Below are 26,156 nucleotides of genomic sequence, written 5' to 3' on the forward strand. Positions count from 1 at the left end.
CCGGACAGACCCGACGCTGGCGCGTCACTTCACGGGCATCATTCTGCCCGTCGGGACGTGTCAGACTTTAATTCCGAACAGTTTTTCCGCATTTCGGAACGCAATTTTTTCCTTGGCTTCGCGTTGCAAATCGACTCCCCGGAACCAGTCGGTTTGAGTTTTCATATTTGCAAACGGGTAGTCGGTTGCAAACATCACTCGATCCACGCTTATGTACTTCAGCAGGAGATCGAGCAGTTCAGTCTGGGGGAATGCGCTGGTTGTGAACCAGAAATTTTCATGGAAATACTGCTCGAACGGCTTGTCCAGGCTCTTCTTGGTCACTTCGCTCATCTTCTCCACGACGCGTTTGTAGAAGAACGGAAGGCCCTCTCCCATATGGCCGATGATAATCTGGAGCTTGGGATACCTGTCGAATACTCCTGAGGTGATCATTCGGAGGCACTGAGTAACGACTTCCTGGTGCCATCCATATGCGGAGATGCTGAGAACCTGGTCCTGGAACTCCTTCTGATATTCCGGCCGCATATTGCTGTAGTAGATTTCGAAAACCTCGTCAGGCGGCAGGCCTGGATGGATGTATATCGGCACATCAAGGGCTTCGGCGCGCGCCAGCAGGGGCTCAAAGTCGGGATGGTCGAGGAATTTCTTCCCGATGATTCCATTGGTCAAACATCCCAGGAAGCCATCTTCCCGAACTGTGCGTTCCAGTTCGTCTGCCGAGGCCTCCGGATTCTGCAGAGGCAAGGTTGCAAATGCCTTAAACCGCCCCGGATAGGTGGCCATCGGTCCATCGGCAAGCAACTTGTTGAGACGATACGCAAAATCGATGCCCTTCTGCCCTTTGACATTCTGCACACCTGGCGTATGCGCGGAGAGGATTTGAACGTTGAGCCCCGCCTCATCCATTGCACCGATGCGGCGCGGGCCGAGCTCGGCAAGACCAGTATCCTCGAGGAACAGCCTGTCGTTCAGCACCATCAACTCATGGGTGGAAAAGGTCTCTTCCGTGCCGATGAAGGGCAGGTCCTGGTCTCGCTGTGAAAAATCCGTAGTCTCGTTCGCTTCCGCGCGGGAGGCAATGGCATGCGTGGACAAGCCGGCACCAATGCCAAGTGCTGCCGTTCCGGCTAGAAAGCCGCGGCGTCCCGTCGTGAGGTGCTTCAGAGGGTTTGCGTTGGACTTCATGTCAGTTTCTCCTCAGGTGTTTGTGTGGTGCGGCATCCGTCTGCAAGACACTTTCAGATCGACCCTTTGACCGATCTCCCTCCGGGTGACGTCTGCTTCGGTCCCCAGACTTCCGGTGAGAACCACGGCTTTCGTCGGGCGGGAGGGCGAGATGACGCGTACTCCCGGGGGCGACGCCGGGTGCGGATTACTCCCTGGGGAGTAGTCGGCGGACGGCGCGCCGCCCCGGAAGGAGCGCGGGGAACCGCGCGACCAGCCCTCACCGACCCGCAGCAGAAATCAATCCCCCGCCGGGAGGGCGCGAGGGGCCCGGGCCCACCCGGGGCTCACGACGGCGGCCGCACCACCGTGAGCAATCGCGTCACATCATCCGCACAGATCGTCAGCGCAGCGCCCACCGTAGCGAGGGTCTCCCGTTCGGCAGGCGTGTACGGCCCGTCGGCGAGAGCGATACGGGCGCCCTGGAGGAGGATGGCCTCCCGGCCGGCAGGGGCCAGGTGGGGCGCCAGCGGGTCCAGGGCCTCGTGGAGCTCCATCGCCAGCCCGGGCCCGCAGGGTTCGCCGAAGATCCGGCGCCATGCAGTGAGGGTGGAGGCGACCGGACTGTATACCTCGCGCTGGTCGCGCAGGAGGGCCAGGTCGGCAATTGCCTCGCCGCCGTCGGCGAGCATCACCGCCAGGTCGACCGCTACCCGGCCGGGATCGTGGCCGGTGCCGCGCGGCCGCAACCGGTGCAGCGCATTGGCGAAGGAGCCGGTCAGACCGGTGGCGTCGGCGAGATCGGCCAGCAGGCGTGATCCCGCGTGGCTGACCACTCCGTGACCGTCGGCCGAGACGACGCGCTTGGGACGCGACCCGGTAGTGTGCACGCAGAAAGTGCCTTCCTGCTGTGGTGACAGAAGCCCTAGACAAGCCTCATCGTCCCAGCTCAGAAGGCACTTTCGTGTCTCCGCTCAAGATCCGGACACGGCATCAAGCGAAACGCGCAGGTTAGCCGTTGTTACGGTGCGACCGCGGCACCCTCACTTCTGGCAGGCTTGCATGCTCAGCCCAGCGCGAACTTCTGGGCGGTGGTGCCGTTGCAGGTCGCGATCTGTAGCCGGGTGCCGTTGACGGTGGCGCCGTTCGGTGAGTCGAGGCAGCGGCCCGACTGTGGATTGAGCAGCGAGCCGTCGGCCTGCTGGACCCATTTCTGGCCGCCCACGCCGTTGCAGTCCCACAGCTCGACCTTGGTCCCGTCGGCTGTGCTGTTGCCAACGATGTCAAGGCACCTGCCGATGGTGCTGAGCGAGCCGTCGGAGCGGTGGTACCAGTGCTGGTCGATTGCCCAGGACTGGCAGTCCCAGAGCTGTACGGCAGTGCCGTTGCCGCCGGTGTCGTCGGCGCCGACGTCGACGCATTTGCTACCGGGGCCGATCGCCGGGGCGCCGCCGTTCACCGCGAACTTCTGGGCGGTGGTGCCGTTGCAGGTCGCGATCTGTAGCCGGGTGCCGTTGACGGTGGCGCCGTTCGGTGAGTCGAGGCAGCGGCCCGACTGTGGATTGAGCAGCGAGCCGTCGGCCTGCTGGACCCATTTCTGGCCGCCCACGCCGTTGCAGTCCCACAGCTCGACCTTGGTCCCGTCGGCTGTGCCGTTGCCAACGATGTCAAGGCACCTGCCGATGGTGCTGAGCGAGCCGTCGGCGTTGTGCTGCCAGTGCTGGTCCTCGGCGTAGGTCTGGCAGTCCCAGAGCTGTACGGCGGTCCCGTTGCCACCTGTGTCGTCCGCCGCGGCGTCGACGCACTTGCCACCGGGTCCGGTGATCGTCCCCTGGGGGCCGTTGGGTACGTCCGTCTCGCCGGAGTAGCCGGCGGAGGCGATGTTGGCCTGCACGGCGTTCTCGGCGGCGTCCGTCGGATAGCCGGCGACCATGACCCCCTCGAAGAAGGTGCCGCGGTTGCGGTTGCTGTTGTCGCCGCCGGTGCCCAGGATGATGCCGCCCTCCTGCTGCATGGGCTGGTAGCCGGCACGGGTGGGCAGGGCTCCGTCCCACCAGGTCGACAGCGCTCCGGACTGCGAGTTGCCGCCCTTGAGCGCATATCTGGTCTGCCCGTTGTTCTTCAGCACGGCCGTCACGTAGGCGCTGTTGTTGCCCAGGTTGGCGGTGTTGGAGCCGTTGTTCCCCTGGAACATGCCGTTCTCCAGGTCGGCCTCGACCCAGGGCCCCGAGCCGGTGCACGGTGCGAAGTAGCACGTCGTCGCGATGCTCACGGCATCCATGTGGCCGTTGCCTGTGTCGGCCGGTGTGCTCTCCGCGTTTCCGTAGTCGAAGCAGCAGTCGGACCCCACGTGCGTGCCGCTGGCCACCATGTAGGCGCCCTCGGGCTGGCCGTTGACCGCGACGCCAGAAGCCACGCCGGTGTAGCGGTAGCCCACGCCCGGTGAGATCCAGATGCCGTACACCTTGTGCCCGCCCGCGGTCACCGCGATCTCGCCGGCATCAGCCCCGCGGTCCGCGCCGCCTGCGGTGCCTGCCGGGCCGGGGGTGAGGTCGTTGTGCTGTGACGTCTGGTCGTAGACTTTCGAGATACGGCAGGTCGTGTTCTGGCAGAAGGTGTCCTGCCGGCCGGCGTCGGCGTAGCCGCCCTGGGCCAACACGCCGATGTCCGCCGTGCCGCCGTCGGAAGCGCGGATGACCTGGTAGAGCGGGCCGTTGTACGACGACAGCAGGGCGCGTGTGGTGCTGTGCGCGGCGACGCACGGGGTGCCGGCGGCTCCGTAGATGTCGCACGGCAGTGAGCCCGCGGCCTGCGACGTAGTGGGAAGGCTGACGACGAACGCGAGGACGAGTCCGAGAGTGGTGGCCGCCGTGGCCAGGTATCTCGCCGCCCTCCGGGTCACGTTGGGGCCGCGGCTTAAAGCCGCCCAGCCGATCGAGTGGCGTAGTGATGTGTGCATGACAATCCGTCCCGAGTTTGGTTTTCGCGTGCAGTGCATGGATGGTCGGCACGGAAGCTACGCAGTCTGTTGATACTCGTCAATATTTGTTTCATTACTTAAGCACTCCATTGTCAAACGGTTCGAATGTGGTGGTTTCCATCGCTCTGGAGTCGAGCAACCCCCGATCCGTCACCTCGCAGCTGCAACCAGCAGGAGTGCTGTCGGTTGGTGCCGGCTCAACCGCGCGGTGGCATCGAGAGCCCGAGCCCTCTTGGGTGAGGCCTCACATCCGGAAGCCCTTGTTGGACGGCATGCAGGCGCCCCGGCAACTAGTACTCCAGCAGCACTTTGACGTTTTCCCTGTTCAGGGGCGGTTTGGGTGAGTGTAGTGGGCTGGTTGTCGGTCCGTGTCCTCTTTCCCGGGCCGCCCCTCGATCGTGTGCAGCCGCCGCTGATAATGGCAGCGTTGGGCGACGGCTTGGCGTCGTCTGCGCCAGTGTGACCATCTCAGCGCGCGTGCGCTGGTGAGGTGTTGGTGGACGGCGGTGGGTGAGTGGACAGTTGCCAGGAGCCGCCGAACTTCTGCCACGGTGAGGGGCGCGAGGCAGGAACCGTTTCTGCTGCCCCTTTTGCTGCCGCGTCGGCGGCCATGACGGCCAGGAACGCGTGCGCCAGCATGGCCAGGGTGATGTGTCGCATCCAGCCGGTGTAGCGGCGGACTTCGTACTGGTCGAGGCCGCATTCGTTCTTCGCGGCCTGGAAGGCTTCCTCGATGGCCCAACGCATTCCGGCGACGCGCACCAGGTGCTCGACCGGGGTGCCCAGCGGCGCGTAGCCGAGGCAGTAGGCGATCTCCTCGGGCTTGCTGATGCTGCGGCGTGCCAGCGCCCATCGTTGGTGGGTGGGCATCTCGCCGTCGAAGTCCTCGATGGGGGTGATCTGCAGAGCGGCCCAGTGGTAGACGCGCGGGCCCTTTGCGCCGTCACCGCACGAGCGCCGCTCCCACGCTTGGTCAGGAGCCTGGGAGAAGAGGTGATCGACGCGTCCGAAGTGCGGCACCTGCTGGGACTTGGGGACCGCGAGCACATAGCCCAGGCCGGTCTCCTCCAGCATGCGGCGCAGCCGCCACTCCTGACCGTAGGCCGCATCTGCGGTCACCCAGGCGATCGGCAGCGGAGAGGCGATCGCCCGCAGCACCATGGCCTTGGCCAGGTCGGGCTTGGTGGCGAAGGCCCGCTCGTCGGGGATGTGGGCGGCGCGGCAGCGGTCGCGGTCGTCGGTCCAGGACTTGGGCAGGTACAACTCCCGGTCCACCTGGAGGCGGTCGGGTGTGCGGTGTCCGGCGTATTCGGCCAGCTGCCAGCCGTTCTTGCGGACCGGTCCCAGTAGTCCACGGATGTAGTCACGCATCCTGCGGCGCGGCTCGACGCGCCTGAAGCGGTGGCCGGTGCGCAGGAACAGTTCATCGAGCTCGTCGTTCCAGATCTCAACTGCCCGCTCGTCGATCACGCCGGAAGGCTGCCCGGGCTGCTGCCATTATCAGTGGCGGCTGCACACGTTCGAGGGGCGGCCCGGGAAAGAGTGCACGGGCCGACAACCAGCCCACTACACTCACCCAAACCGCCCCTGAACAGGGAAAACGTCAAAGTGCTGCTGGAGTATTAGACTCGGCCCCGACCCGGCGAGCGAGTCCGCATGCACCATCGGCGGAATAGTGGCCAACAATTCCAGCGGAATGAACTGCGGCATCCAGGGCAACACCTACCGCACCCTGGAGTCACTGCAGTTCGTGTTGCCCTCCGGAACCGTCGTCGACTCCGCGGCCCAGGCCCTGTTCTCGCATAACTGCCGCCAGGTGGCGAGTAACACTGAGTGACTGCCTAGGGCTGCGGCCGTGCTGCTGGAGGGCTGCGAAGTCCGCGTGCGCGGTCTCGATGGCCTCGGGGTATGCCTGGGTCTTCTCGTGCTCGGCCAGGGCCCGGTAGATGCTGGAGAGGCTGGGGCTGTGTCCCTTGCGGCGGCCGGTGGGAATGAGCAGGGCGGGCTGGATGTACTCGACTGTCTCGCCGTTCGCGCGGCGCCAGAGCAGGGTGTGGAGCATGTCGTCGGTGAAGCGGGGGCCTCTGCGGTAGCCCTGGCGGGCCGCGGCGTCTTTCGATGAGTGCCTGTCGCTTACATCTCGCTGACCTGGAGTACTACGGCCACGCCGTCTCGCACACGTCGATCAGCACCTTGCCGACGGCGCTGGCCTCGACGGCGGCGTGAGCCTCCGACGTCTGCTCGAGCAGGTAGTGATGCACGGGCAGACCGTGCTCCTCGCCGACGCCGAAGGCGCCGTCGGCCAGCGCTGCGGTGATGTCCTCGGCTGCCGCGCGCAGTGCCGACCGCCCGACGGTGTAGAGCAGCACCCACTGAAAGCGCGCGTTGGTGGACAACGCCTGACCAACGCTGAGGGCGACCTCGCTGCCGCCTTCGCTAGAATAGATCGCGATTGTCGCGCGGGGCCGGATCACCTGGAGGTCAAGGCGCAGGTTCTGCGCGGGGGCCACCTCGACGACGATGTCGACACCGTCAGGAGCCAGGTCACGGATGGCCGTGACCGGGTCGCCCTCGCGGTAGTTGACGGTGTGCTGGGCGCCGGCCGCTTTCGCGAGCGTGGCCTTCTCGTCGCTACTCACCGTGCTGATCACGATGGCGCCAGCCCACCTCGCAAGCTGGATGGCCGCGTTGCCGACCGCGCCGGCTCCCCCCGCGACGAGCACGGTCAGGCCGGCCAGCGCACCCGGGGCGAGCCGATCGGGGCCGTCCTCGGAGGTGGTCAGCGCACGGTGAGCGGTGACGGCGGGGACGCCCAGCGCGGCGCCCACGTCGAACGACGAGGTGTCGGGAAGCGTGGTGACGTTGTCGACGGGCAGCACCACCAGCTCCTGCGCCGTGCCCCCTGGACGGGCGTGCTGCGCGAGCATCGTCCAGACGCGATCGCCGACCGCGATGTCGGTTACACCGGAGCCGACGGCGTCGACCACACCGGCACCGTCCTGGCCGGGCACGATCTCGGGAAAGGTCATCTTGCCAAAACCGCCGGAGCGAAACTTCCAGTCGGTGGGGTTGACCCCGGCGCGGACGATCCGCACCCGAACTTCGCCCGGCCCGGGGTCCGCGGCCGCCCGCTCGACCAGGTCGAGCACGGAGGAGTTGCCGCTCTGGGTGTAGACGACGGCGCGCATCAGCTGTTGCTCAGTTCCGGGCCCTCGGCGTGGCCCTTGACGCGATGCCGCGAGTTGAGTGGTGTTGCCATCGGCTTAGCCTCAATATCGTTCAGTTAGTGGATTTGGGTGGTGATGTGCGGGCTGTGTTCGGGTTGGGGCCGGCGTGAGTGGTGGGAGCGTTTCGCTGCCCATTTCAGGACGCTGCGTTTGACGACTCGGGGGTGTGAGCGCTTTCGGCGTGGTGGGTTGAGGTGTTGGGTGAGCCGTCGGATGGCGTGACTCTGCTGACACCTCACCACGTCGACGAGGGCTGAGCCGAGGACCCCAAGGAAACCTGACGGCAGTCAAGCCGGGGGGCTTGGCGTACCGAAGCCCGCCCCGATGAGGGCTCCACCGTCCACTGGCGTCACCGTCCCCGTGACAAATCGTGAGTTCGGCGACACGAGCGTTGCAACCATGTTCGCGAACTCGCGCGGCTCCCCGATGCGTCCCAGCGGCGCCCTGTTCCCCAGTCGGTCCTTGGAGAGCTGCGGCTGTCTGTCGATCATCTTGTCGACGAGCTGTGTGTCGAACAGCCCGGCCATCAAGGTGTTGACGCTGATGTTGTGCCTCCCCACCTCGAGGGCCAGCGTCTGGGCATAGCCGATCACCGCCGACCACACGGTCACCGGGGCTGCCATGTTGACGGCCGGTCGTTGGACGACCGCGGAGACGACGTTGAGGATGCTGCCGCCTTCGGTGGTCATGTAGGGCAGCGTGGCTCGCACGGACCTCACCACATAGTAGAAGTGCCGCTCGAATGCTGTCACCCAGACGTCGTCAGTCAGCTCCGAGATGGGGCGAACGGGCGGCCCACCATCGTTGGTGACAAGGACGTGCACGGCTTCTCCGAACCGAGCGACCGTCGAGGCCGTGACCCGGTCGATGTCGTCCGCATTCGAACAGTCGGCGGCCAGCCCCAGGACCTTGTCCTCTCCGTGCCTGCGAGAGAGCTCTTCAGCGGCCGCGGCGGCCTTCTCCGCACGTCGTCCGAAGATCGTCACGAAGGCGCCTTCGTTGAGCAATCGATCGGCGATCGCGAAGCCCAACCCGTCGCTTCCGCCACCGACGATGGCCACCTTGCCTGTCAGTCCCAGATCCATCAGTTGACTCCGATCGAGGCCAGGAACGACTCGGCATTCCCGTGGAAGACGTCGTCGAGGACGTCCGGCGCGAAGCCCTGCTCCTGCCATTCCCGGACCAACTTTTCATGGCTGAGCATCGGGTAGTCGGCGGCGAAGAACACCTTCTTGCGGAGCCGTTTGCCGATCTCGCGCTTGAGCTCCTCGGGGTAGTAGCGCGGCGACCAACCATGCAGCTCCATCCAGACGTTGGCCTTGTGCAGCGCGATCGCGATCATCTCCGACTGCCACGGCCACGCCACCCGCGCCGCGATCACGTTCAGGTCCGGATAGCGCGCCGCGACACGGTCGACGTAACGCGGATGACAGCTCTCGAGCTCGAGGCCCATGCCGCCACGCATCCCGGCGCCGTTCGCTGACATGCCCACGAGCATCAGCACAGGACGGTTGGCCTCGACGCACAGGCTCAGGCATTCCTCCCACCCCGGCTGGTCCGGCGTCCCAGCCGCAGAGAACGGGTGGAGTCCCATCCCGACCAGGCCCGGACCATCACTGAGACAGCGCTCCAGCTCCTTGACATGATCGGGCCGTGTCGGATCGATCCCGATCCAGTTGCCCAGCACCACGTCGGAGTGCGCGCGCGTGTAGTCGAATGCGTAGTCGTGCTGGTCCCGCATCGCACCGACGTCCATCTTGTAGGTGTACGCGAGGTCGAGCATCACCTTGGTGTTGGCCTGACGGAACTGGTCCGCTTGCTCCTCCTCGCTGACGAAGGTCATGTCCCACTTGAAGTAGTTACGTACCGCCTCCCGGGCCTCACGGGTCTCGAAAGGGCTGCCCTTCCAGCCTTGCTCGGTGCCCCAGTGGGAGTGGAAGTCGATCAGACGGGGCGGTGTGGTCATCGTGCTGTTCCTTCGGAGGTGGTCGCTGCCGTGTGTCGTGCCTCGACCTCGTCGGTGAGGTGGCGTTTGAGGACCTTGCCGGTGGGTCCGAGGGGGAAGGTGTCGAACAACTCGAGGTGTTGAGGGAGCTTGTACTTGGCGACCTCGTCCTTCATGAAAGCAATGAGGTCCTCGAGGGTGGGCTCCGCGCCGGGTCGGGGGATGACGCAGGCGCAGGTGTTCTCACCGAAGTAGTCGTCGTGGATGCCGATCACGGCGACATCGGCGACGTCGGGGTGCCGGACCAGGATCTCTTCGAGCTCTCGGGGCCAGACGTTTGCGCCGCCATGGATGATCATGTCCTTGGACCGACCCGAGATGGTGAGCCTGCAGTTGGCGTCGAGGCGACCGCGGTCGCCGGAGCGGAACCAGCCGTCGGTGGTCCAGCTCTCCCTGTTCTTGTCCGGGTTGCGGTAGTAGCCCACGCAGATGGTGGGACCGTTCTTCACAATCTCGCCCTCGACGCCGGTGGGCGCGTCCGCATCGTCGGAATCAAGGATGCGGACCTGCATGAACCCATAGGGACGACCGACCGTGCCGACCCATTCCTCGTAGGGCTCATCCGGATCGGTGCACGAGGTGACACCGGTCTCGAGCATGCCGTACAGATCGATGACCGGGCAGCCCAACCGCTCGTTGGCCTCCCTGAGCACCTCCACGGGTGTGGACGAGCCGCCGGTCTGGACGAAGCGCAGCGACGACAGATTCCTGCTGCCGAGGCTCTCGTCCCTCAAAATCGCGAGGAGAGCCGTCGGCGCGGTGAGGAACGACGTCACCTGGTGGCGTTCCACCAGGTCCAGCAGCGCGGTCGGTGAGAACTTCTCCATCAACACCCCCCGCGCCCCGGCATTCGCCACCTGAACGATGGTGCCGAAACCAGCATTCAGGCCTACGGGGAGGAGCACGAGGATGGTGGCATCGCCGTCGATGCCCCTCTCCTCGCTTTCATGGCGAGTCATGTAGAGCGTGGTGTTGGCGGTGTGCATCACCGCTTTGGGCTCACCGGTCGTTCCCGAGGTGAAGGCGATCCGCATGACGTCGTTAGCGTCGGCAGGCCGATCCGGCGCCGGGTCGACAGGGTCCAGGTCACGACGAAGCTGGTCCAGGCTGACCCAGGTGTCCTTGAGTGCGGTCGGGGACTCGCCGGTGGTCACCGCGACCGTGTTGACCAGCTTTGGCAGCCGGTCGCGGATCCCATCGATCATCTCGGTGTGGTCGAAGCCCCGGAACCGGTCCGGCAGCACGATGGTGTGTGCTTCGGAGAACTGGAGGATGAACTCGATCTCACGCGCCCGGTAGGCCGGCGGAAACTGACAGAACACCGCACCCAAGCGAACGACAGCGGCCAGCACGAGCACGAATTCGATCCGGTTCGGCAGCTGCACCGCCACCACATCCCCACGCCCAACACCCCGGCGGGCCAGACCCGACGCCACCTCGCCGCTGATCTGCCACACCTCACCCCAGGTCACCTGCGAGTGATCGTCAACATAGGCGATCTTGTCCGGGAACTGATCCGCGTTGCGCCTGAAGGCATCAGCCAAAGTCTCCTCCGACCAGTAGCCCGCGGCGGTGTACTCCTCAATCAGCTCCGGCGTGAGAAGTGTGTCCTCCCGAGTGATGGCCATGAGTCCCCTTCCATGAACGCCCGTCCATCGGCGACCCAAGTGGGCCGCGAGGACATTTACTGATGGCTTTGTCATTAAGTGGCACCATGACTATGCACAGACGCCGCGCGAGTATCAAGACCACGAGGCGAGCGCGGTCGACGGGTTGCTCAGGGCTCGACGTGCGTCATTCGCTGTCGTCGACGGACTCGGCGCCGGCGTCGAGGGCACCGAGGAGCGCGTCGCCGTTCGCCTTCGCCCATTGGGTCAGCACGTGAATCGGTTCGAGCAGCGTCGCCCCCAGTGGTGTCAGCTCGTACTCGACGCGGGGCGGCACCTCGGCGTAGGCGCGGCGATGAATGAGCCCGTGTGCTTCAAGGCGCCGGAGCGTCTGGGTAAGCATCTTGCGCGAGATACCGCCGATCAGCTCAACCAGCTCACCATGGCGAACCGGGCCCTCGCTGAGGCCGTAGAGCACCACCGCGGACCACTTGTCGGTGAGCAGCTCGATCGTCAGACGCGCCGGGCAGTCGGCGAGGAAGCCGTCGCCGGGATCAAAACCGTTCATGGTTCCTCAGGTACCTACGAGTTCCTGTCGCGAACATAGGCTGACTGCTCCCCCTTGCCACACCAGGAGAGTCATGCGAGTCATCACCCAGCAGGAGTTCGGCGGTCCCGAGGTGCTCACCATCGTGGACGCGCCCGAGCCCCACGCCATCCCGACCGAGGTCCTCGTGCGCGTCAAGGCGATCGGCCTGAACCCGTTGGACACGCGCCTGCGCGCCGGCGAGTTCCCCGTGCAGCTGCCGCTCACCCTCGGCTGGGACATCAGCGGCGTCGTTGAGAAGGCGCCCCACACGTGGCGGCTCAAGCCCGGCGATGAAGTGTTCGGGATGCCTATGTTCCCCCGGCCGGTGAACGGGTACGCCGAGCTCGTGTCGGCGCCCGCGCTGCAGCTGGCGCACAAGCCGGCGGCGCTCTCGCACGTCGAGGCCGCAGCGTTGCCGTCCGTCGGGCTGACCGCATGGCAGGGCCTCGTCGACCTTGCCGACGTGACCGCGGGCGACCGCGTCCTGGTCCACGGCGGCGGCGGCGGGGTCGGCCACGTCGCGATCCAGATCGCGAAGGCACTTGGCGCGCACGTGATCACGACCGCCAGCGGGAGCAAGCGGGAGTTCGTCGAGGAGCTCGGCGCCGACGAGGTGATCGACTACACGGCCGTCGACTTCGCCGAGGCGGCTCGCGACATCGACGTCGTGCTCGACACGATCGGGAGTCACACCGTCGAGCGGTCGATCGCGGTGCTCCGCCCGGGCGGTCATCTGCTGACAGCAGTGGAAGATGACGATCCGGAGCTCGCTGCCCGTTGCGAGGCAGCCGGCATGCGCTTCAGCGGCATCGTGGTCGACCCCGATCCGGTCGGCTTGCGCGGTCTTGCCGAGCTCGTCGAGCAGGGCAAGCTTCGAGTCCACGTGCAGGAGACGTTCCCCTTCGAGCGCGTCGTCGATGCGCACCGAGCGCTCGAGAGCGGCCACCTCCGGGGCAAGCTCGTCCTCACCGTCTGACTCCTCCATGAGGCCACCCCTGAGCGAGGCCTCATGGAGGGAGCGCGCGGCCATGAGTTCCGCCGCAGGACGGCCGTTCGCCGGTAGGTCCCCCACCCGCCCCCCGCGCCAACCGCCCCGTAGCAGGATGAATGTCGCCATGACGATCTCGTCCTTTCGATGGCCTGGACCCAGCGACAGCCGACGCTGGCACAGCGGAAGCCGACGGATAACTTACTGACACTGGCATCATTAAGTGCTGGGGGCGACTTTCCCCGCACCCGGCACTGGTGTCAAGGGCCGGACTCCGCCGGCTCGCGCGTCCCCGACGCGATCACGAGTCCGCGCTCGGCGGGCGGGACGGGCCGGGTGGACTCGCCCCCGCCGGCCGCAGGACCGACGGCAGTACGCTGACCCCCGTGCCCACACAGAAAGAGCGCAACGCCGAGACGCGGCGACGATTGCTGTCCGCAGCCCGGGAGGTGTTCGCCGAGAAGGGCTACGCTCATGCCAGCGTTGCCGACGTCGCGAAACGCGCCGGCCGCGCACACGGTTCGTTCTACCTGCATTTCGCCAACAACGAGGCGGTGCTGCAGGCGCTGCTCGAGGACGCGATGGCCCAGTTGTCGCTTGAGTCCAAGACCTTGTGGCAGTGGGACGAACCCGAGTCTGGCGTGCACAAGACCGTCCGCAGGTTCATCGAAGCGTACGGCGAAGATCGAGATCTTTGGCTGCTCCTCGATCAGGGCAGCAGCCTGGAATCGACCTTCAAGAAGTTGAGCGACCAATGGTTCCACAAGCTCGCGACGAGCATCATGCACGGCATGGCTTCCGCCGGGACCCCCGCACTGATGCCCGGTCTTGATCCCGAGGTTCTTGCGCAGGTCCTCGCCGGCATGCTCTCCGACAGCACCCGCGCCCTTTACCAGGAAAACCCCAGCTGGACGCCTGATGAATTGGCGGATGAGATCTCCACGATCTGGTCACTCACACTCGGATACGACCAGGTGTCCACCTCGCCCACGGACCACGCGTAGGCGCGACGCAACACCTCGTGGACGGCGGTGCCACGGGTGGACATCGAGGAGCGTTTCATCGCTGGGCTTGCCAGGACGTCACCCTTCCAACATAGTGACATCGATATCATTAAATGGTGAGCCCCCTGACGTAGAAAAGGACTGTCGATGTCTCTGACGACACGCGAGTGGCACTTCATGCAACGACCTGTCGGGCTCCCTGCTCCCGAGACCTTCGAGCTGGTCGAGCGTGACCTGCCGGCGCTGCAGCCAGGTCAGTGTCTGGTGAGGAATCTTGTCCTCTCGGTCGACCCCTACATGCGGACGCGGATGGATGACGTTCCGTCCTACGTCCCCCCGTTCGCACTCGGGGAGGCCCTGACCGGCGGCGCCGTCGGCGAGGTCATCGAGACGCGGAGCGATGATGTTCCTCTGGGCTCCTGGCTCGTGCATCAAGCCGGCTGGCGAGAGCATGCAGTCGTTGACGCCAAGGCGGCTCGCGTCGTCGACAAGGGCCGGTACCCGAGCTCCTATTATCTTGGCGTCCTGGGAGGGCCCGCCTTCGCAGCCTTCGTCGGGCTCTTCCACATTGCAGGTTTCCGGCCCGGGGACTCTGTCTTCGTCTCCGGCGCGGCAGGTGCCGTCGGCAGCATGGTGGGGCAGTTCGCCTCGCTGTCCGGCGCCAAGCGCGTCGTCGGGAGTGCAGGGAGCATCGAGAAGGTGAAGTACCTCGTCGACCAGTTGGGATACGACGCGGCGTTCAACTACAAGACTGGTCCCGTGCTGAAGCAGTTGCAGAGCGCCTTCCCTGAAGGACTCGACGTCTACTTCGACAACGTGGGGTCGGACCACCTGGCCGCGGCGATCGACGTACTCAATGACTACGGGCGGGTGGCGATGTGTGGAACCATCTCGACCTACAACGCGGCCGAACATCGCGCGGTCCCCGTGGACGCCATCAAGGTCGTGGCCAAACGGCTGCGTCTGCACGGGTTCATCGCATTCGATCACGAGGACCTTCGGAAGGATTTCGATGCTCAGGTGGGAGCGTGGCTGGAAAGCGGCCGACTGATGAACCCAGAGACGATCACTCAAGGAATCGAGTCAGTTCCCACAGCGTTCACCGGCATGCTGACCGGTACAAACACCGGAAAGGCGATCATCCGCTTGGCAGAGGACCAGGCCTGAATCAACAGCCCGGGCCAAGCTCGACGGACGCCTCGGCAGTCGCTGACCGCCTCGCCACACCCAGCCGAGCTCTATAGTTTACGTCACCGATGTTGCCGTCCTGGTGGCCCGATCCAAGTCTTCCCGGTCCAGAACTCGTCGAGCAGCACACGAACAGACGCGAGCGTGGGAGACACAACAGTGCGGCGGACCCAGAAGGAACGCAACGAGCAGACGCGCCAGGCCCTTCTGGAGGCAGGAAGCTCGCTGCTTCGCGAAGTGGGTTACGCCCGTACCTCGGTCGCTCAGATCACCCAGCGAGCCAACCGTGCACACGGCACTTTCTATCTCCACTTCGAGAACAAGCGAGATCTCGTGTCTGTCCTCCTCGAGGACATGGCTGACGAAGGCAGGCAACAGGCTCGTGAAATCTGGCGCACCGCGCCCGGCGTCGAAGGACTCTGGACGACTCTTCGGGACTTCTTCGCCCTGATCACACCCGAGCGCAGCCTGTGGCAGTTGCTCGAAGAGGTGATAGCACTCGAGGAGGATGCGGCGCCACTCAGGTCGAGGCTCCGACACCTCTACGTCGAGCCGATCCTCCGAGGCCTCCAGGGGAACCCCGACGCTCGCGTCTCTCGAGCGGCAAACCTTGAGCTGCTCGCCGACATACTCGTGTCGGCGGGGCTGTACTTCACGCGAACCGGGACCCTTCCTGCGTCGCCCGACGTCACCGCGCTGCACATGACTGTCGTCTGGCGCCACGCCATCGGACACCCGCTGACCGAGACCGAAGTGGCGCACCTCCAAGGCATGTTCGCGGCAGGCTAAGAGGCCCTACTGACCTCTTCGAGGTGTTGTCGGAGGGGGCGACGGGTGGTGATCCCTGCGGTAGGCCGGTGATATGCGGTATGCGCAGGGTGGCGGGTTGACCGCCGAGGGGCAGCAGGCTCGGGAGCGGGTCCGTTTCGAGGCTGGTGAGCGGTTCGTGCAGGGCGAGAAGAACGCGGTGATCGCGAAGGATCTGCGGGTCAGTGCGCGGGCGGGCATGGCAGCCGCTTCGTCATCTGGTGCTCCACGAAGGCGAGTTGGAACTCTCACTTCCGACGTACTACCGCCCCGATCCGCCGTCAACAAACCACCGCTAGGAACCGGTACTGACGTCGTCGAGGCCGAACTCTCCGGTGACCGCAGTCTCGCAGAACAGGGCGTCGTCGTGCTGCACGCCCGCCGGCCACAGCCCCACGCCCAGGCGCTCATCGATGACCACGCAGCCGCCCTCGCTGAGGAAGTATTTGAACCAGGCGAAGGGCCGCTCGCCGCGGTCCATGTCGGGGTCGACGACGCCCGGGACGGCATTGCGGGCGATCGGCCTGCCGCTGCCCGGCAGCCGCAACGGCTGTCGTGCCTTTACCGAGTCCGGCGTCGACCGGGTCTGCCGCGGCGCCCCGATCATCGCTGATGGCGGCTACCAGGGCACCGGCCTGCTGATCCCGCAGCGCAGACGGCGAGGCCGAAGACACCTCAGCCCCCAGCAGGAAGCAGAGAACGCCGTCCATCGCCGGGCCCGGGCACGGATCTAACACGCCCTGTCCCGGCTGAAGAACTGGAAACTTCTGCGGGACTGCCGGCTCAAGGGACACGACGTTCACCAAACGATGCTGGGCATTGCCCGGATTCGCAACCTGCCCTCACTGGACAACTCCTGCCTCATACGGGACGACCTCTAGCAGTTCCTGATCCAATAGACCCAGGCCCATGGGGCGACGTCGTCGGAGCTGTGGGCCCCCGGTGTCGTGTAGCCGAGATTCCCATTGCCGTCATACATCCGGGCTCTCGTGCCGGTCGTCTGGTTGTTGTCCCACGACCCGGTGACGCCCCACGGCATGTAGTAATCGGCGCAGTCGTACATCTCGATGTAGCCGCCCCTGAAGTTCGTCTCATCGTAGGCGCAGAACCAGCCGTAATCGGCTCCGCCTGAGCACGGGTCGTAAGCGGCGGCACCAGCGCCCAGGACAGAGCTCAGGTCCCGCGGCTTAGCTTCTCCCGGCACGGCTACGTGCACGCTGTTCCTGCCGCCAAGGGCGATCGTATTGAGGTTGACCCGCGTTCCGCCCATCTTGGCCTGGATACGTTCGACTTCGGTATTCAGCGCAACGGTCTGCGCGCCGCTCAGATGGATCGCCCTCGCCTGCGCGGCGAAATCCTGGCTGAGTTCGGTGGATGTGGAGGCGCTGGCAGTCGTGGTGGCCATCACCGCGAGCAGGGTGCCCGTGAGTGCGACGAAAAGCCGCCATCGCCTGCCGCCTGCCAAGACGCGGTACTTGGTCATTTAGTCCCCTTCCTCTCAGCCCGGACCAGGCTGGTCCGATCGATCCCGAACTCGGCCATACGGGCGGCCATTTCGGACCCGGCAGCAGTGGCCGTAGCCCGTTCCGTATGCTAAATCCGAGGCTCGAGCACCAGCAATCAATTCGAGGAGGGTTGAAATGTGGATCGCCGACGAGAGGGCCTTCCTTCACTGCCCCCGGCCACGCTGCTGGTTACGGCCGTCGCGAACGCCCTGGTCTGACGGCCCCGTGTCCCCTCCCGCCCTCCTGCCGCACATAAGACCGTGTCCTACGTGGTGAGGCGGACGAGGCGCTTGTAGCAGCAGAGGGCCGCGGCCAGTCCGAGAAATGCGAGGTAGTTGCGGGGATGACGCTCGTAGCGGGGGCTGAGTCTGCGGTAGCCGGACAGCCACGACATCGTGCGCTCGATCACCCACCTCCGACGCCCTAATCGCTCGCTGGATTCGATGCCTTTGCGGGCGATGCGTACTCCGATTCGCTTCCATCGGAGCCATCTGCGCAGGTCGGCGTGGTCGTAGGCTTTGTCTGCGTGTAGACGCTGGGGCTTGAAGTACCGGCCGCGGTGAGGGTCGTGTCTCGTTTGGTGACCCCCGATCATGGGCTTCAGCCCTTCGCTATCGTGGGTGTTGCCAGGCACCCACCGCGGTGATCAGGGCGAGCACGCCGGTCACGCCGAACGCCCACTGGAAGGAGGCGTGTTCGACGATCCCGCCGGACATCAGCGGGGCGAGGAAGGCGCCGAGCGACAGGGCCGTGGTCCAGGAGGCCAGCCCCTTGGCTCGCGCGGCTGGGGTGGTCGTGATCGAGGTGATCATGGACAGGGAGGCGGGGAAGAGCGCGGCGGCTCCGATCCCGGAGATCGCCTGGCCGGTGATCAGCTGGGCTGCCGAGTGGGAGGTGGCGGACACCAGGTAGCCGACGGCGGACAGCAGCGCCGCGCCCACCACCAGTTTTCTACGGCCGTACAGGTCGCCCACAACACCGAAGGTCAACGCGAGGATGGCGGCGGGCACCAGGAAGGCGTCACTGATCCAGGTCAGTTCTCCGCCGGACGCATGGAGGGTTCGCTGCATGACGCCGTTGATCGCGGCGGGCAGGACCAGTCCGATCTGGGCCAGGCAGACGGCCAGACAACCGGCGATGATCGTGCCGGTGTGGCGTGCCGCGGTGGCCGGTGCGGCATCGGACGACGGGACGGCGGGTGGGTTGTAGGCGGGGGTGGAGAGCATGTCTCCTCCTTGCAGGGTTTGGCGGGATGTACGGCCCGAGAGGGACGGTGTGAGCTGGGCGCACCGGGCGGGGGCGGTGTGCTTTCAGCGGAGGGTGGGGCCTCAGCGAGGGAGGGCGGGGAACGTCGTCAGACGCGGGGGCGGAGTTCGGCCATGCAGCCGAAGAGACCGGGACCGTTGAGCGGGGGCAGGGTGGGGTCGAGCTCCCGGTAGACGGTGTGCACGTTGACGGCGAGGCGTTCACTCTCGTCAAGGTCGGCGAAGCGGCCGAGGCGGATGTCGCGTGCCGCGTCCATGACCGGCATTCCGGCGGTGAAGCGGGCGGTGGCCTGCTCATGGACGTGTTCGAGGTAGTCACGGATCTCGCGGACGGCCTGTTTGGTGGTGACGGGGCCGTGGCCGGGTACGACGATGTCCGCGTCGAGGCCCAGCAGCAGGTCGCAGGCGGCGAGCCAGCGGGTGAAGGGGCCGTGCCAGACGATCGGCGCCGCCCCGGCGAAGGCGATGTCGCCGGTGTAGACGGTCCGGGACCGCGGCACGTGCACGATTGTGTCGTCGGCGCTGTGCGCGGGCCCCACGTCGATGAGGCGGACCTCGGTGCCACCGATGTCCAGAACCGTCTCGCCGTCGAAGACCCGGGTCGGGAGGGTGGGTTCGATGCCGGCGTAGTCGAAACGGCCGAAGATCCGTCGCGCGAAGTGTCCGGTGGGGCCGTCCATGCCGGTCAGCGCCAGGATCTCGGCCGGACCCACCTGTCGCATGTCCGCCACGGACCCGCGGGCCGCGATGATCTCGGCGTGGGCCACGAGCTGGTTGCCGAACTAGTGGTCGCCGTTGCCATGGGTGTTGACCACGGTGGCGATCGGCGCGGTGGCGGTCAGCGGCGTGAGCGCGTCGAGCATGGTCCTGGTCAGCCGCAGGTCGTAGAGGGTGTCGACGAGCAGTGACTCGCCCCGGCCGGTGATCAGCCCGGCGTTGCTCATGCCCCATCCGGACTCGCCTGCGATCCAGGCGTAACAGCCGTGTCCGACCTCGACACAGCCTGTGCGGGTTGCCACGGAAGCCACGTTGCCTCCTGTTCTCGCCCCGCATCAGATGGCGAGACTTGAGTATATTGATGGACTGGGGTCCATCAATGGCCGCTAATCTAAGAAGGTGGCGGGGTGGCGTCAATACCCGTGCGGCCATGTGCTGTACTGGCGGCCATGAAGATCCCGGAGGCAGGAGGCGAAGTGGTGTCCACGCCCGCAGCACCGCCCGCCGGACGCCGGGAACGCAAGCGACAGCAGGTGCGCGACCGGCTCTACGCGGCTGCGGTGCACTTGTTCGTCGCCCAGGGGTACGAGACGACGACCATGGACCAGATCGCCGAAACCGCCGACGTCGCCCGGGCCACCGTCTTCAACCACTTCTCGCAAAAGGTCGGGTTCCTTGAGGAGTGGGGCGTCCGCCGCCGCGCCCGCGTCAACGAGATCCTCGGCTCCCAGCACGCCGAGGACCTGCCGGTCGGAGACCGGCTGCGTCGCTATCTGAAAGAGATGGCCGACCTCAACGCCGTCTCCCGCGCCGAGACCACTATCCTGATGGACGCCTCCGCGCGGTACGGCCGCCTCCTTCAGGACCCGTCCCTGGAGATCGAACTCGCCAGAATCGTCGAACAGGGGCGGGGGAGCGGTGAGATCAGGGCGGCCGTCGACTGCGACCAGGCCGGACAACTGCTGGCCGCCTGCTACTTCACGACAATCCTGCGCTGGATCCGGGAGGAACCAGCCCCCTTCGACCTCCACCAGCGCCTCGCTGGCGCGCTCGACATCATCCTGCTGGGTCTCCTCGTCGGCGAAGCGGCCTGACCGGGCACGTCCCCTTGTCCAAGCCGCAGGTGAAGGGCCGCAAGAGATTCATCGTCACCGACACCCTCGGCCTGCGCTTGGCCGTCCACGTCGTCGCGGCGAGCATCCAGGACCGCGACAGCGCGAAGCGGCCGTTACTGTGGACCAGGCTCGACCACCCCGGGGTCCGGACGGTCTGGGCAGACCAGGGCTTCGCCGACCGTCTGGTCGACTGGACCGCCCAGATCCTCGGCCGTGAGCTGGAGATCGTCCGCAAGGATCCTGACCAGCGCGGCTTCCAGGTCCAGCCCAAGCGGTGTGCGGTGGAGCGCACCTTGTCCGAGGCTCTTTGTCCAGTCGTACTGGCATCGTTGTCAGGCTGGGTGGAGGGGCCAGCTCGCCCGGACCTCAACCGCGTCGAGCAGGTACTACGGCGGCGAGATCTTCGACGCCACCATCTGCGCCCTGATCTGGCAGCAGGCCGTGAACGGTGCCCTGGCCGACGAGCCCACCACCGGCTCCCCGATCGTCACCAACTCCCCGTCCGCCCTGGGCGGGCCGCGCACCCCGATCGTCATCCTGCCCGGGGCCCAGCCGCGCCGCCGCGCCGGGCCCGACCCAGAAGTAGGGCGTCGCACCGGTGGCCGGAAAGCACTGTCCGCCCGCCGTTCGGGTTGGCCTCGGGGGCGATCAGGGGTTAGTTTCGATACGAAACGGTAGCGTATCGAAAGTGGGGCGGTCACTCTTGACCGGGGCATCGAGTGGGCCGCGTAGCGGTGGGGCGGACGTGGCGGCCGGCATGGGGCGGCCGCGGGATGCTCGTCGGGATGTGGCGATCCTGGAGGCGACGTTGTCGCTGCTGACGGAGCTTGGGTACGAGCAGTTGTCGATTGAGGCGGTTGCGGGGCGGTCGGGGGCTGCCAAGACGACGATTTACCGTCGTTATCGGGACAAGGCCGACCTTGTTGCCGCGGCGGTGGACTATCGCTCGCATGCCACGCCGCCCTCGCCTGCCGCGGTCGGCCTGCGGGAGAACCTGCTTGCGCTTGCCGGGTGGCTGGCTCGGGAGATTGCCGAGCAGGAGATCGGACTGCTCGGGGCGCTGTTCGCGGGGATGCGTGGGGACCCGCGGCTTGCTGAGGAGATGCGTCGAATCCTGCGCCGGGACGAGGCGGCGATGACTGATGAGCCGTTCCGCAAGGCGATCGGGGACGGCGAGCGGTTGACTCCCCGGGCCGCCGAGCTCTTTGCCGAGATCGCTCCGGCGGTCATCGTGCACCGTGTGGTCGTCGCGGGCGAGCCGTGCGATGAACGCTTTGTCGAGCACCTCGTCGACGACATTCTCCTGCCGTTGCTGCTTGAGGGCCGCTGAGGCAATCCCGTTCCGTGCGTACTGAGTGCGGCGGGTGTGACAAGTGAAAGGGGATTCATCGTGATCGTTGTCACCGGGGCCACGGGCGCGTTGAACGGCGCCACTGTTGAGCACCTTCTCAAGCGTGTTCCTGCGGAGCGGATCGGCGTAAGCGTGCGCGACGTCGGCAAGGCACGGCACTTCGCCGAACGCGGGGTGCGGGTGCGGCAGGGCTCTTACGCGGATCCGGCCGCGCTGCGCCACTCCTTCGAGGGTGCTGAGCAGGTCCTGCTCGTGTCCTCCAGTGACCCGCATGCCGACCATGTCGGCTTGCACCGCGTCGGCATCGAGGCTGCCGTCGCAGCGGGAGCCCGGCGCATCCTGTACACCAGCCATCAGGGTGCCGGGGTCGACAGTCCCTTCCCCCGGCCCGGGATCACGCCGCGACCGAGGTGCTCCTCGCCGAATCCGGTGTCGCCTGGACCTCGCTGCGCAACGGTTACTACGCCCACAGCGTGCTTTGGCTGCTCAGCCCCTGGCGGCAGACCGGCGAGATCGCGGCTCCGGCCGATGGCCCGATTTCCTGGACCGACCGCGCCGACTCCGCCGAAGCGGCAGCGGTCATCCTGGCCGGTGACCGGAGGTTCGACGGGCCGGTCACCCTCACCGCGCGGCAGGCCGTGACCCTCGCCGACGTCGCCGCGATGGCCTCCGAGATCAGCGGCCGCGAGGTCAAGCGAGTCGTGCTGGACGACGAGGAGTGGATCGCGGACAAGGTCGCGGATGGCATGCCGGAGGGGATGGCACGGATGATGCTCACCAGATACCAGGCCGCTCGCGAAGGCCGCTTCGCCGGGGTCGACCCCCTGCTGGCCAATCTGCTCGGCCGCGAACCCCGCGGCGTCGCCGAGCAGTTGGAGGATGACAGCACCGGCTGAAGGATCGCCGAGGCAAGGGAAAGGGGCTGGGCTTCATCGGTGACATCAGCGATATCGGCTGTATTGGAGATATCGGTGATGGGGGCCAGCTCCTCGGTTCCGTTTGAGAATTTCGCTCGATTCGTGAAGGTGCTGGCCACGATCTGATCGCTGCGGCATATCGCAGTATGCGTATGAACGACGTCTCCGGTAGGTGGGTTCATCGACCAAGAAGACGCTCACCTGCACGGAGACCCCGCGAAGAGACGCTACCCGCGTTCGCTCGTCACGACCTGACCGACGCCCAGTGGACGGTACTCGAACCGCTCCTGCCAATCGCTACGACCTGCGACACCGTCGGGCCGATCAGCGCGGCGACCACGACGAAGCCTTCCTGGACTGGGTTTTTTTGGTGGTACCTCGCCACGGTGGAGCTGACCGATCGGCTGATTGCATCACGGAATCTCGCCTGAGCTGTGCTCGAATAACTGGTGACGCAGGCCGCGCGGACTACTCGTCCTGGAACGCCGGAATCTGCCGCATGGCCAGCACCGTGCCGTCCGGACTGATCGAGACCAGCCCGCCCCACTCGCGGTCCCGGAACGTCCCATGTCGCTTGTCCCTCCACGCGTGTACGCGTTGCCGATAGGCTGCGATATCAGCGTGTCGTTTGTCCTCTTTCCTGGTGACGACAGCATCGAGGATGTCGGCCGCGACTCCTGAGAACGCTTGGACCCTTTCGCCGTTGAGCCGGAAGACATGATCCGTGCCCTCGAACTTCTTGCCCAACAGCGTGCGTCGGACCGCGGTGCCCGCCGTGCCGTAGAACCGGGCGATGCCCTCCCACCCCAGTACCGGACGTGTGCCTGGTTGCGAAGCGGCATCCAGAGGGCTGAGACCGAAGCCCTCCACCGCGCGCGGGGCGAGCGTCCAGGTCTCGCCGACGTGGTGAACGAGACCGTGGTCGGCCAAGCGCCGCAAGGTCCGGTAGGCAGTGGCCCGGGACACCGAGGCCGTAGCGACAAGATCGCTGACCGTCTGGGCAGGCTGGACGTGCAGTGCCCCGATGACCATGAGGGCGGAGCTGCCGAGACCGCGGTGGGCGAAGGCGGCGTGGCCCATCAGGCGGGCGACGACGGTGGAGTCGATATCGGCCGTCATGCCTGTCTCAGGGGTGGTCCACTCCTCAAGCGCCAGGTCGGGGGGGTACTGAGTGGTCCAGAAACGAGACAGCGAAGCGCGGGCACGAGGGTTACCCGTGCCGGCGTGGTCGAGGTACCAGGTGGAGCCCTCCCGGCTGTGACCGACCCGCAGACGACGCAGCCAGCCTTCCGGTTTGAGGACCGTCTCGTAGACCGCGCGCAGCGTCGTCCGGGAGATCCCCGCTTCCTCCGCGGTCTGCCGCTCACTGGCGTGGTGCAGCGGGCCGCCGGCGGTCTCGGCGAAGCTCAGATGGGCCCGCAGCACCCGCAGCGCGGTCCGTCCCCGCTCGCCGCGCCACGGCGTGGTCTCGATGCGATCCCGCAGCGCGGCGAGGACCTCGTAGGCGTGGTGACGCGACTCCAGCACGCGCGTTCCAGTGACCACGGCCGAGGCACTGGCCCACACCCGACGGATGTAGTCCAGGGCGCGCGCCTGCCCCGAACGCAGCGCGATGTGCTGAGCATGCCGGCCACCGTCGTGGTCGGGGTGCAGCAACAGCCGGGTCAGCTCGTCGACGGTGCCGCCGGACCGGGCGACATGGCAGGCGATGGCCGCCGTGATGCGGTGCCCGTGCCTGGCCGCACCCTCCCGGTCCTGGCGCATGACTACGGTGCGGCCGTCGGAGCCAAGTCTGCTGTAACTGCCGGTCGCGTAGCGGCCGGTGAGATCCCCGAGAAGAACGAGCTCGGCCGCAGCCGGGCGAAGCCGGTGGAGGCCCAGGCGGTCGAGCGGTTCAGTTGTCTGCCGTTGTGGTTCTGCCTGATGACTGTGTTGGGGCACGGTGAGGTCGTCTCGCAAAGACGAGGGCGCCACCCAGGCCCGCTAAAACCACGGGTGGTACCCGGAACCGACCTCCGATCGGTGCCAGCGATGCCTCCAGGATTGCCGTCCTGGAGGCATTCGTATGCCTGGCTCCGCTCAGGAGGCAGGCGTCCCCATCACAACTCGACCAAGGCGGGAGCAGAGAGCCGTCGAGGTTGCCGCTCCTGATCGATCTCCGTCAACTCGGTTCTCCCGGAGGCGAGTTACAGAGGGATCGCCTCTGACTGCCTCCGAGCAACCCGGGTCGAACCGGGGTCGAATCAGAGCGTTTCCCTCTGACTGTCTCCGATCGTCTCTGCAACCCGTCCTAGCAGGTCACAGCCGTTTCAGCCTCCGTAAGCCCAGGTCAGAAGGGTGCGGCAGGATCACCAGGTGATGGATGCCGCGGGCCTCCAGCATGGCCGGCTGGCCGGACTCGCGTTGCGTGGCGAGGACCTGGTCGACGCCGACCAGGTCGCTGAACAGCTCAGCTTCGACGCCGCCCGGCAGGCGCGCCTGGTGGCGGAGGCGACCGCCGACCGGATCCGGGCAAGATTCGGGGCCAGCGCGATCGGCCCGGCTGCCACGTACCGGCCCGCGTGCTGAGGTCATGGACGGTTGACTGAGCGGTGCTGATCTGGTGGTGGCGAAGCCACGTACGGCGCAACGGACCCCGAGGCGATGGGGCTCGGTGCAGCGCTCGGCGGAGTGGTGATCGAGCGTGCTGGGAGAGCGCCTGGCCGCTGGCGCCACGCTGCGCGGGCGGTGGGGGATCGTCGCCCCAGTGCCTGTTTCTACCCGAACACGGCCTACATCAGGACCGCGACCACTGCCGCAATCACAGTGACGACCGCGAAGACGACTATGGCGGTCCGGCTGCTCCGAGAGGGCAGCGGACAGGTGCCGTGTTCGCACTCCACCGCATCGCGCTGATCGTCGAAGGCTGGTTCCAGCCAGTAGCCCCCCAGCAAATCCGCGAAGGGTACAACGTCATGATCACGATCTTCCACGGCCTGGCTAACGACTGATCAAGGAATCAGCAACACCTGTTAAATGGCGCGATGTGACGCCGGTGGGGCACGGCACGACAGCCGTCACCGTCTTGCCCATCGCATGGACCTCGACCCGCACGTCCACCGCCAGCTCCCGCACCAGAAGCCAGCCGAAGCCGCCCGGCCTGGTGAGATCCAGAGGCAGAGAGCGCGGAGACACGGTGCTGGCGTCGTGGACCGCCACGGTCACCGTTCCCGGCCCGGCCTCCAGCCGGAACCCGGTCGCCCCGCCGGCATGCCGCACCGCGTTGGTGAACAGCTCCGACATCACCAGCAGCACGGTGTCTATCGCGCTCTCGCCCTCCGGCGCGGCCAGGGCCAGGAACCTGCGGGTCACGTTCCTGGCCAGTCCAACCGTCCGCAAGCCGCTGTCCTCGCCAAGGGGCCAGAGATCTTCTTCGGAGGGATGCGTCATCACGGTCTCCGATGGCTCAGTCATCGAGCTTCCTACCGTGCCCTGGACATGTCAGACCATCCGGCGAATATGCATTGGTCACTCTCACAGGCGATGAAGGCGGCTCAAGGGCCAAACGTCAGACCGATGTCTCCCAGCGGCAGTTCGAAAACAGTCAGGCACTCAGAGCTCGCCGGGCAAGTGGGGGGGGGGGGGCCCCCCCCCCCAACAGACCCAATCGGACCCCACGGGGGCGCACTACCCCCCCCCCACGGGGGGCGGGGAGGGCGCGCGGGCGGGCCCCACCCCCGCTGAG

The 26,156-nt window shown here is 66.4% G+C and carries 23 protein-coding genes and 8 pseudogenes; 12 read left to right on the plus strand and 19 right to left on the minus strand.

Features of this window, described 5'->3' with window-relative positions; genetic code table 11:
- Positions 1-60: 60 nt before the first annotated feature.
- From M2283_RS45770 to M2283_RS45790, 5 genes and pseudogenes are all read right to left on the minus strand, one after another.
- Complete coding sequence (locus M2283_RS45770) at positions 61-1,188, minus strand: amidohydrolase family protein (protein ID WP_280882523.1); 1,128 nt, start codon at positions 1,186-1,188, stop codon at positions 61-63.
- Positions 1,189-1,514: 326 nt separating this feature from the next.
- A pseudogene (locus M2283_RS45775) lies at positions 1,515-1,760 on the minus strand (TerB family tellurite resistance protein); the annotation flags it as partial.
- Positions 1,761-2,087: pseudogene (locus M2283_RS45780) on the minus strand (IS1380 family transposase); the annotation flags it as partial.
- A gap of 146 nt (positions 2,088-2,233) precedes the next feature.
- A complete protein-coding gene (locus M2283_RS45785; protein ID WP_280882524.1) occupies positions 2,234-4,069 on the minus strand; it encodes an arabinofuranosidase catalytic domain-containing protein in 1,836 nt (611 codons plus the stop codon).
- A gap of 546 nt (positions 4,070-4,615) precedes the next feature.
- A complete protein-coding gene (locus M2283_RS45790) occupies positions 4,616-5,614 on the minus strand; it encodes an IS701 family transposase (protein WP_432423231.1) in 999 nt (332 codons plus the stop codon).
- A 160-nt stretch (positions 5,615-5,774) separates the two neighbouring features.
- Between M2283_RS45790 and M2283_RS45795 the strand changes: the two are divergent.
- Positions 5,775-5,939, plus strand: a pseudogene (locus tag M2283_RS45795) (FAD-binding oxidoreductase); the annotation flags it as partial.
- Here the strand turns inward: M2283_RS45795 and M2283_RS45800 are convergent.
- The 6 genes from M2283_RS45800 to M2283_RS45825 form a co-directional block, all read right to left on the minus strand.
- On the minus strand, positions 5,886-6,209 hold the full coding sequence (locus tag M2283_RS45800; RefSeq protein ID WP_280882525.1) for a hypothetical protein: 324 nt from the start codon (positions 6,207-6,209) through the stop codon (positions 5,886-5,888). The pseudogene M2283_RS45795 and the gene M2283_RS45800 overlap by 54 nt on opposite strands.
- Before the next feature lie 94 nt (positions 6,210-6,303).
- Positions 6,304-7,335, minus strand: coding sequence for an NADPH:quinone reductase (locus M2283_RS45805; protein WP_280882526.1), 1,032 nt, complete (start codon positions 7,333-7,335; stop codon positions 6,304-6,306).
- A 326-nt stretch (positions 7,336-7,661) separates the two neighbouring features.
- On the minus strand, positions 7,662-8,459 hold the full coding sequence (locus M2283_RS45810) for an SDR family oxidoreductase (protein ID WP_280882527.1): 798 nt from the start codon (positions 8,457-8,459) through the stop codon (positions 7,662-7,664).
- Positions 8,459-9,340 (minus strand): amidohydrolase family protein, encoded by an 882-nt coding sequence (locus M2283_RS45815; protein WP_280882528.1) that lies wholly within the window; start codon positions 9,338-9,340, stop codon positions 8,459-8,461. Before M2283_RS45815 ends, M2283_RS45810 begins: the two co-directional genes overlap by 1 nt.
- Positions 9,337-11,007: a class I adenylate-forming enzyme family protein gene (locus tag M2283_RS45820; RefSeq protein ID WP_280882529.1), complete on the minus strand. Its 1,671-nt coding sequence runs from the start codon at positions 11,005-11,007 to the stop codon at positions 9,337-9,339. Before M2283_RS45820 ends, M2283_RS45815 begins: the two co-directional genes overlap by 4 nt.
- 166 nt (positions 11,008-11,173) lie before the next feature.
- The gene (locus M2283_RS45825; protein ID WP_280882530.1) at positions 11,174-11,554 is read right to left on the minus strand and encodes a winged helix-turn-helix transcriptional regulator; all 381 of its coding nucleotides are present in this window, start codon (positions 11,552-11,554) and stop codon (positions 11,174-11,176) included.
- A gap of 73 nt (positions 11,555-11,627) precedes the next feature.
- On the opposite strand from M2283_RS45825, the gene M2283_RS45830 reads away from it, so the two are divergent.
- The 5 genes and pseudogenes from M2283_RS45830 to M2283_RS52145 all read left to right on the plus strand — a co-directional run.
- Entirely contained in the window at positions 11,628-12,551 is a 924-nt protein-coding gene (locus M2283_RS45830) for an NADP-dependent oxidoreductase (RefSeq protein ID WP_280882531.1), read from the plus strand.
- A 398-nt stretch (positions 12,552-12,949) separates the two neighbouring features.
- Positions 12,950-13,567, plus strand: a complete 618-nt coding sequence (locus M2283_RS45835) for a TetR/AcrR family transcriptional regulator (RefSeq protein ID WP_280882532.1) — start codon at positions 12,950-12,952, stop codon at positions 13,565-13,567.
- Positions 13,568-13,714: 147 nt separating this feature from the next.
- A complete protein-coding gene (locus tag M2283_RS45840) occupies positions 13,715-14,734 on the plus strand; it encodes an NADP-dependent oxidoreductase (RefSeq protein WP_280882533.1) in 1,020 nt (339 codons plus the stop codon).
- A gap of 180 nt (positions 14,735-14,914) precedes the next feature.
- Positions 14,915-15,544: a TetR/AcrR family transcriptional regulator gene (locus M2283_RS45845; RefSeq protein ID WP_280882534.1), complete on the plus strand. Its 630-nt coding sequence runs from the start codon at positions 14,915-14,917 to the stop codon at positions 15,542-15,544.
- Positions 15,545-15,617: 73 nt separating this feature from the next.
- A pseudogene (locus M2283_RS52145) lies at positions 15,618-15,758 on the plus strand (IS630 family transposase); the annotation flags it as partial.
- Between the two features lie 99 nt (positions 15,759-15,857).
- Here the strand turns inward: M2283_RS52145 and M2283_RS45850 are convergent.
- Positions 15,858-16,169: a hypothetical protein gene (locus M2283_RS45850; RefSeq protein ID WP_280882555.1), complete on the minus strand. Its 312-nt coding sequence runs from the start codon at positions 16,167-16,169 to the stop codon at positions 15,858-15,860.
- Between M2283_RS45850 and M2283_RS45855 the strand changes: the two are divergent.
- Positions 16,078-16,443 (plus strand): annotated as a pseudogene (locus M2283_RS45855) (transposase family protein); the annotation flags it as partial. The gene M2283_RS45850 and the pseudogene M2283_RS45855 sit on opposite strands and share 92 nt — an antisense overlap.
- On the opposite strand, the gene M2283_RS45860 reads toward M2283_RS45855, so the two are convergent.
- The 4 genes and pseudogenes from M2283_RS45860 to M2283_RS45875 form a co-directional block, all read right to left on the minus strand.
- Positions 16,440-17,045 (minus strand): hypothetical protein, encoded by a 606-nt coding sequence (locus tag M2283_RS45860; RefSeq protein WP_280882535.1) that lies wholly within the window; start codon positions 17,043-17,045, stop codon positions 16,440-16,442. The pseudogene M2283_RS45855 and the gene M2283_RS45860 sit on opposite strands and share 4 nt — an antisense overlap.
- A gap of 287 nt (positions 17,046-17,332) precedes the next feature.
- A pseudogene (locus M2283_RS45865) lies at positions 17,333-17,695 on the minus strand (transposase); the annotation flags it as partial.
- Complete coding sequence (locus M2283_RS45870; protein ID WP_280882536.1) at positions 17,679-18,293, minus strand: MFS transporter; 615 nt, start codon at positions 18,291-18,293, stop codon at positions 17,679-17,681. The gene M2283_RS45870 and the pseudogene M2283_RS45865, both read right to left, overlap by 17 nt.
- A gap of 128 nt (positions 18,294-18,421) precedes the next feature.
- Positions 18,422-19,276 (minus strand): annotated as a pseudogene (locus M2283_RS45875) (MBL fold metallo-hydrolase).
- Positions 19,277-19,498: 222 nt separating this feature from the next.
- On the opposite strand from M2283_RS45875, the gene M2283_RS45880 reads away from it, so the two are divergent.
- Positions 19,499-20,143, plus strand: coding sequence for a TetR/AcrR family transcriptional regulator (locus M2283_RS45880; protein WP_280882537.1), 645 nt, complete (start codon positions 19,499-19,501; stop codon positions 20,141-20,143).
- Between the two features lie 407 nt (positions 20,144-20,550).
- Here M2283_RS45880 and M2283_RS45885 read toward each other — a convergent pair whose 3' ends face one another.
- Positions 20,551-20,700 carry a hypothetical protein gene (locus M2283_RS45885; RefSeq protein WP_280882538.1) on the minus strand — a complete coding sequence of 50 codons (150 nt, stop codon included), beginning with the start codon at positions 20,698-20,700 and terminating at the stop codon, positions 20,551-20,553.
- A gap of 251 nt (positions 20,701-20,951) precedes the next feature.
- Here M2283_RS45885 and M2283_RS45890 point away from each other — a divergent pair, with 251 nt between their 5' ends.
- Positions 20,952-21,494, plus strand: coding sequence for a TetR/AcrR family transcriptional regulator (locus tag M2283_RS45890; protein WP_280882539.1), 543 nt, complete (start codon positions 20,952-20,954; stop codon positions 21,492-21,494).
- 60 nt (positions 21,495-21,554) lie between these two features.
- Positions 21,555-22,411 (plus strand): annotated as a pseudogene (locus M2283_RS45895) (SDR family oxidoreductase).
- 489 nt (positions 22,412-22,900) lie between these two features.
- On the opposite strand, the gene M2283_RS45900 reads toward M2283_RS45895, so the two are convergent.
- Positions 22,901-24,196, minus strand: a complete 1,296-nt coding sequence (locus M2283_RS45900) for a helix-turn-helix domain-containing protein (protein WP_280882540.1) — start codon at positions 24,194-24,196, stop codon at positions 22,901-22,903.
- Between the two features lie 591 nt (positions 24,197-24,787).
- On the opposite strand from M2283_RS45900, the gene M2283_RS45905 reads away from it, so the two are divergent.
- Positions 24,788-25,000, plus strand: coding sequence for a hypothetical protein (locus M2283_RS45905; protein ID WP_280882541.1), 213 nt, complete (start codon positions 24,788-24,790; stop codon positions 24,998-25,000).
- Between the two features lie 299 nt (positions 25,001-25,299).
- Complete coding sequence (locus tag M2283_RS45910; RefSeq protein WP_280882542.1) at positions 25,300-25,422, plus strand: hypothetical protein; 123 nt, start codon at positions 25,300-25,302, stop codon at positions 25,420-25,422.
- Here M2283_RS45910 and M2283_RS45915 read toward each other — a convergent pair.
- On the minus strand, positions 25,412-25,861 hold the full coding sequence (locus tag M2283_RS45915; protein ID WP_280882543.1) for an ATP-binding protein: 450 nt from the start codon (positions 25,859-25,861) through the stop codon (positions 25,412-25,414). The genes M2283_RS45910 and M2283_RS45915 overlap by 11 nt on opposite strands.
- Positions 25,862-26,156: the final 295 nt, after the last annotated feature.

This window comes from Streptomyces pseudovenezuelae, assembly GCF_029892565.1.
Lineage (GTDB): Bacteria > Actinomycetota > Actinomycetes > Streptomycetales > Streptomycetaceae > Streptomyces > Streptomyces pseudovenezuelae_A.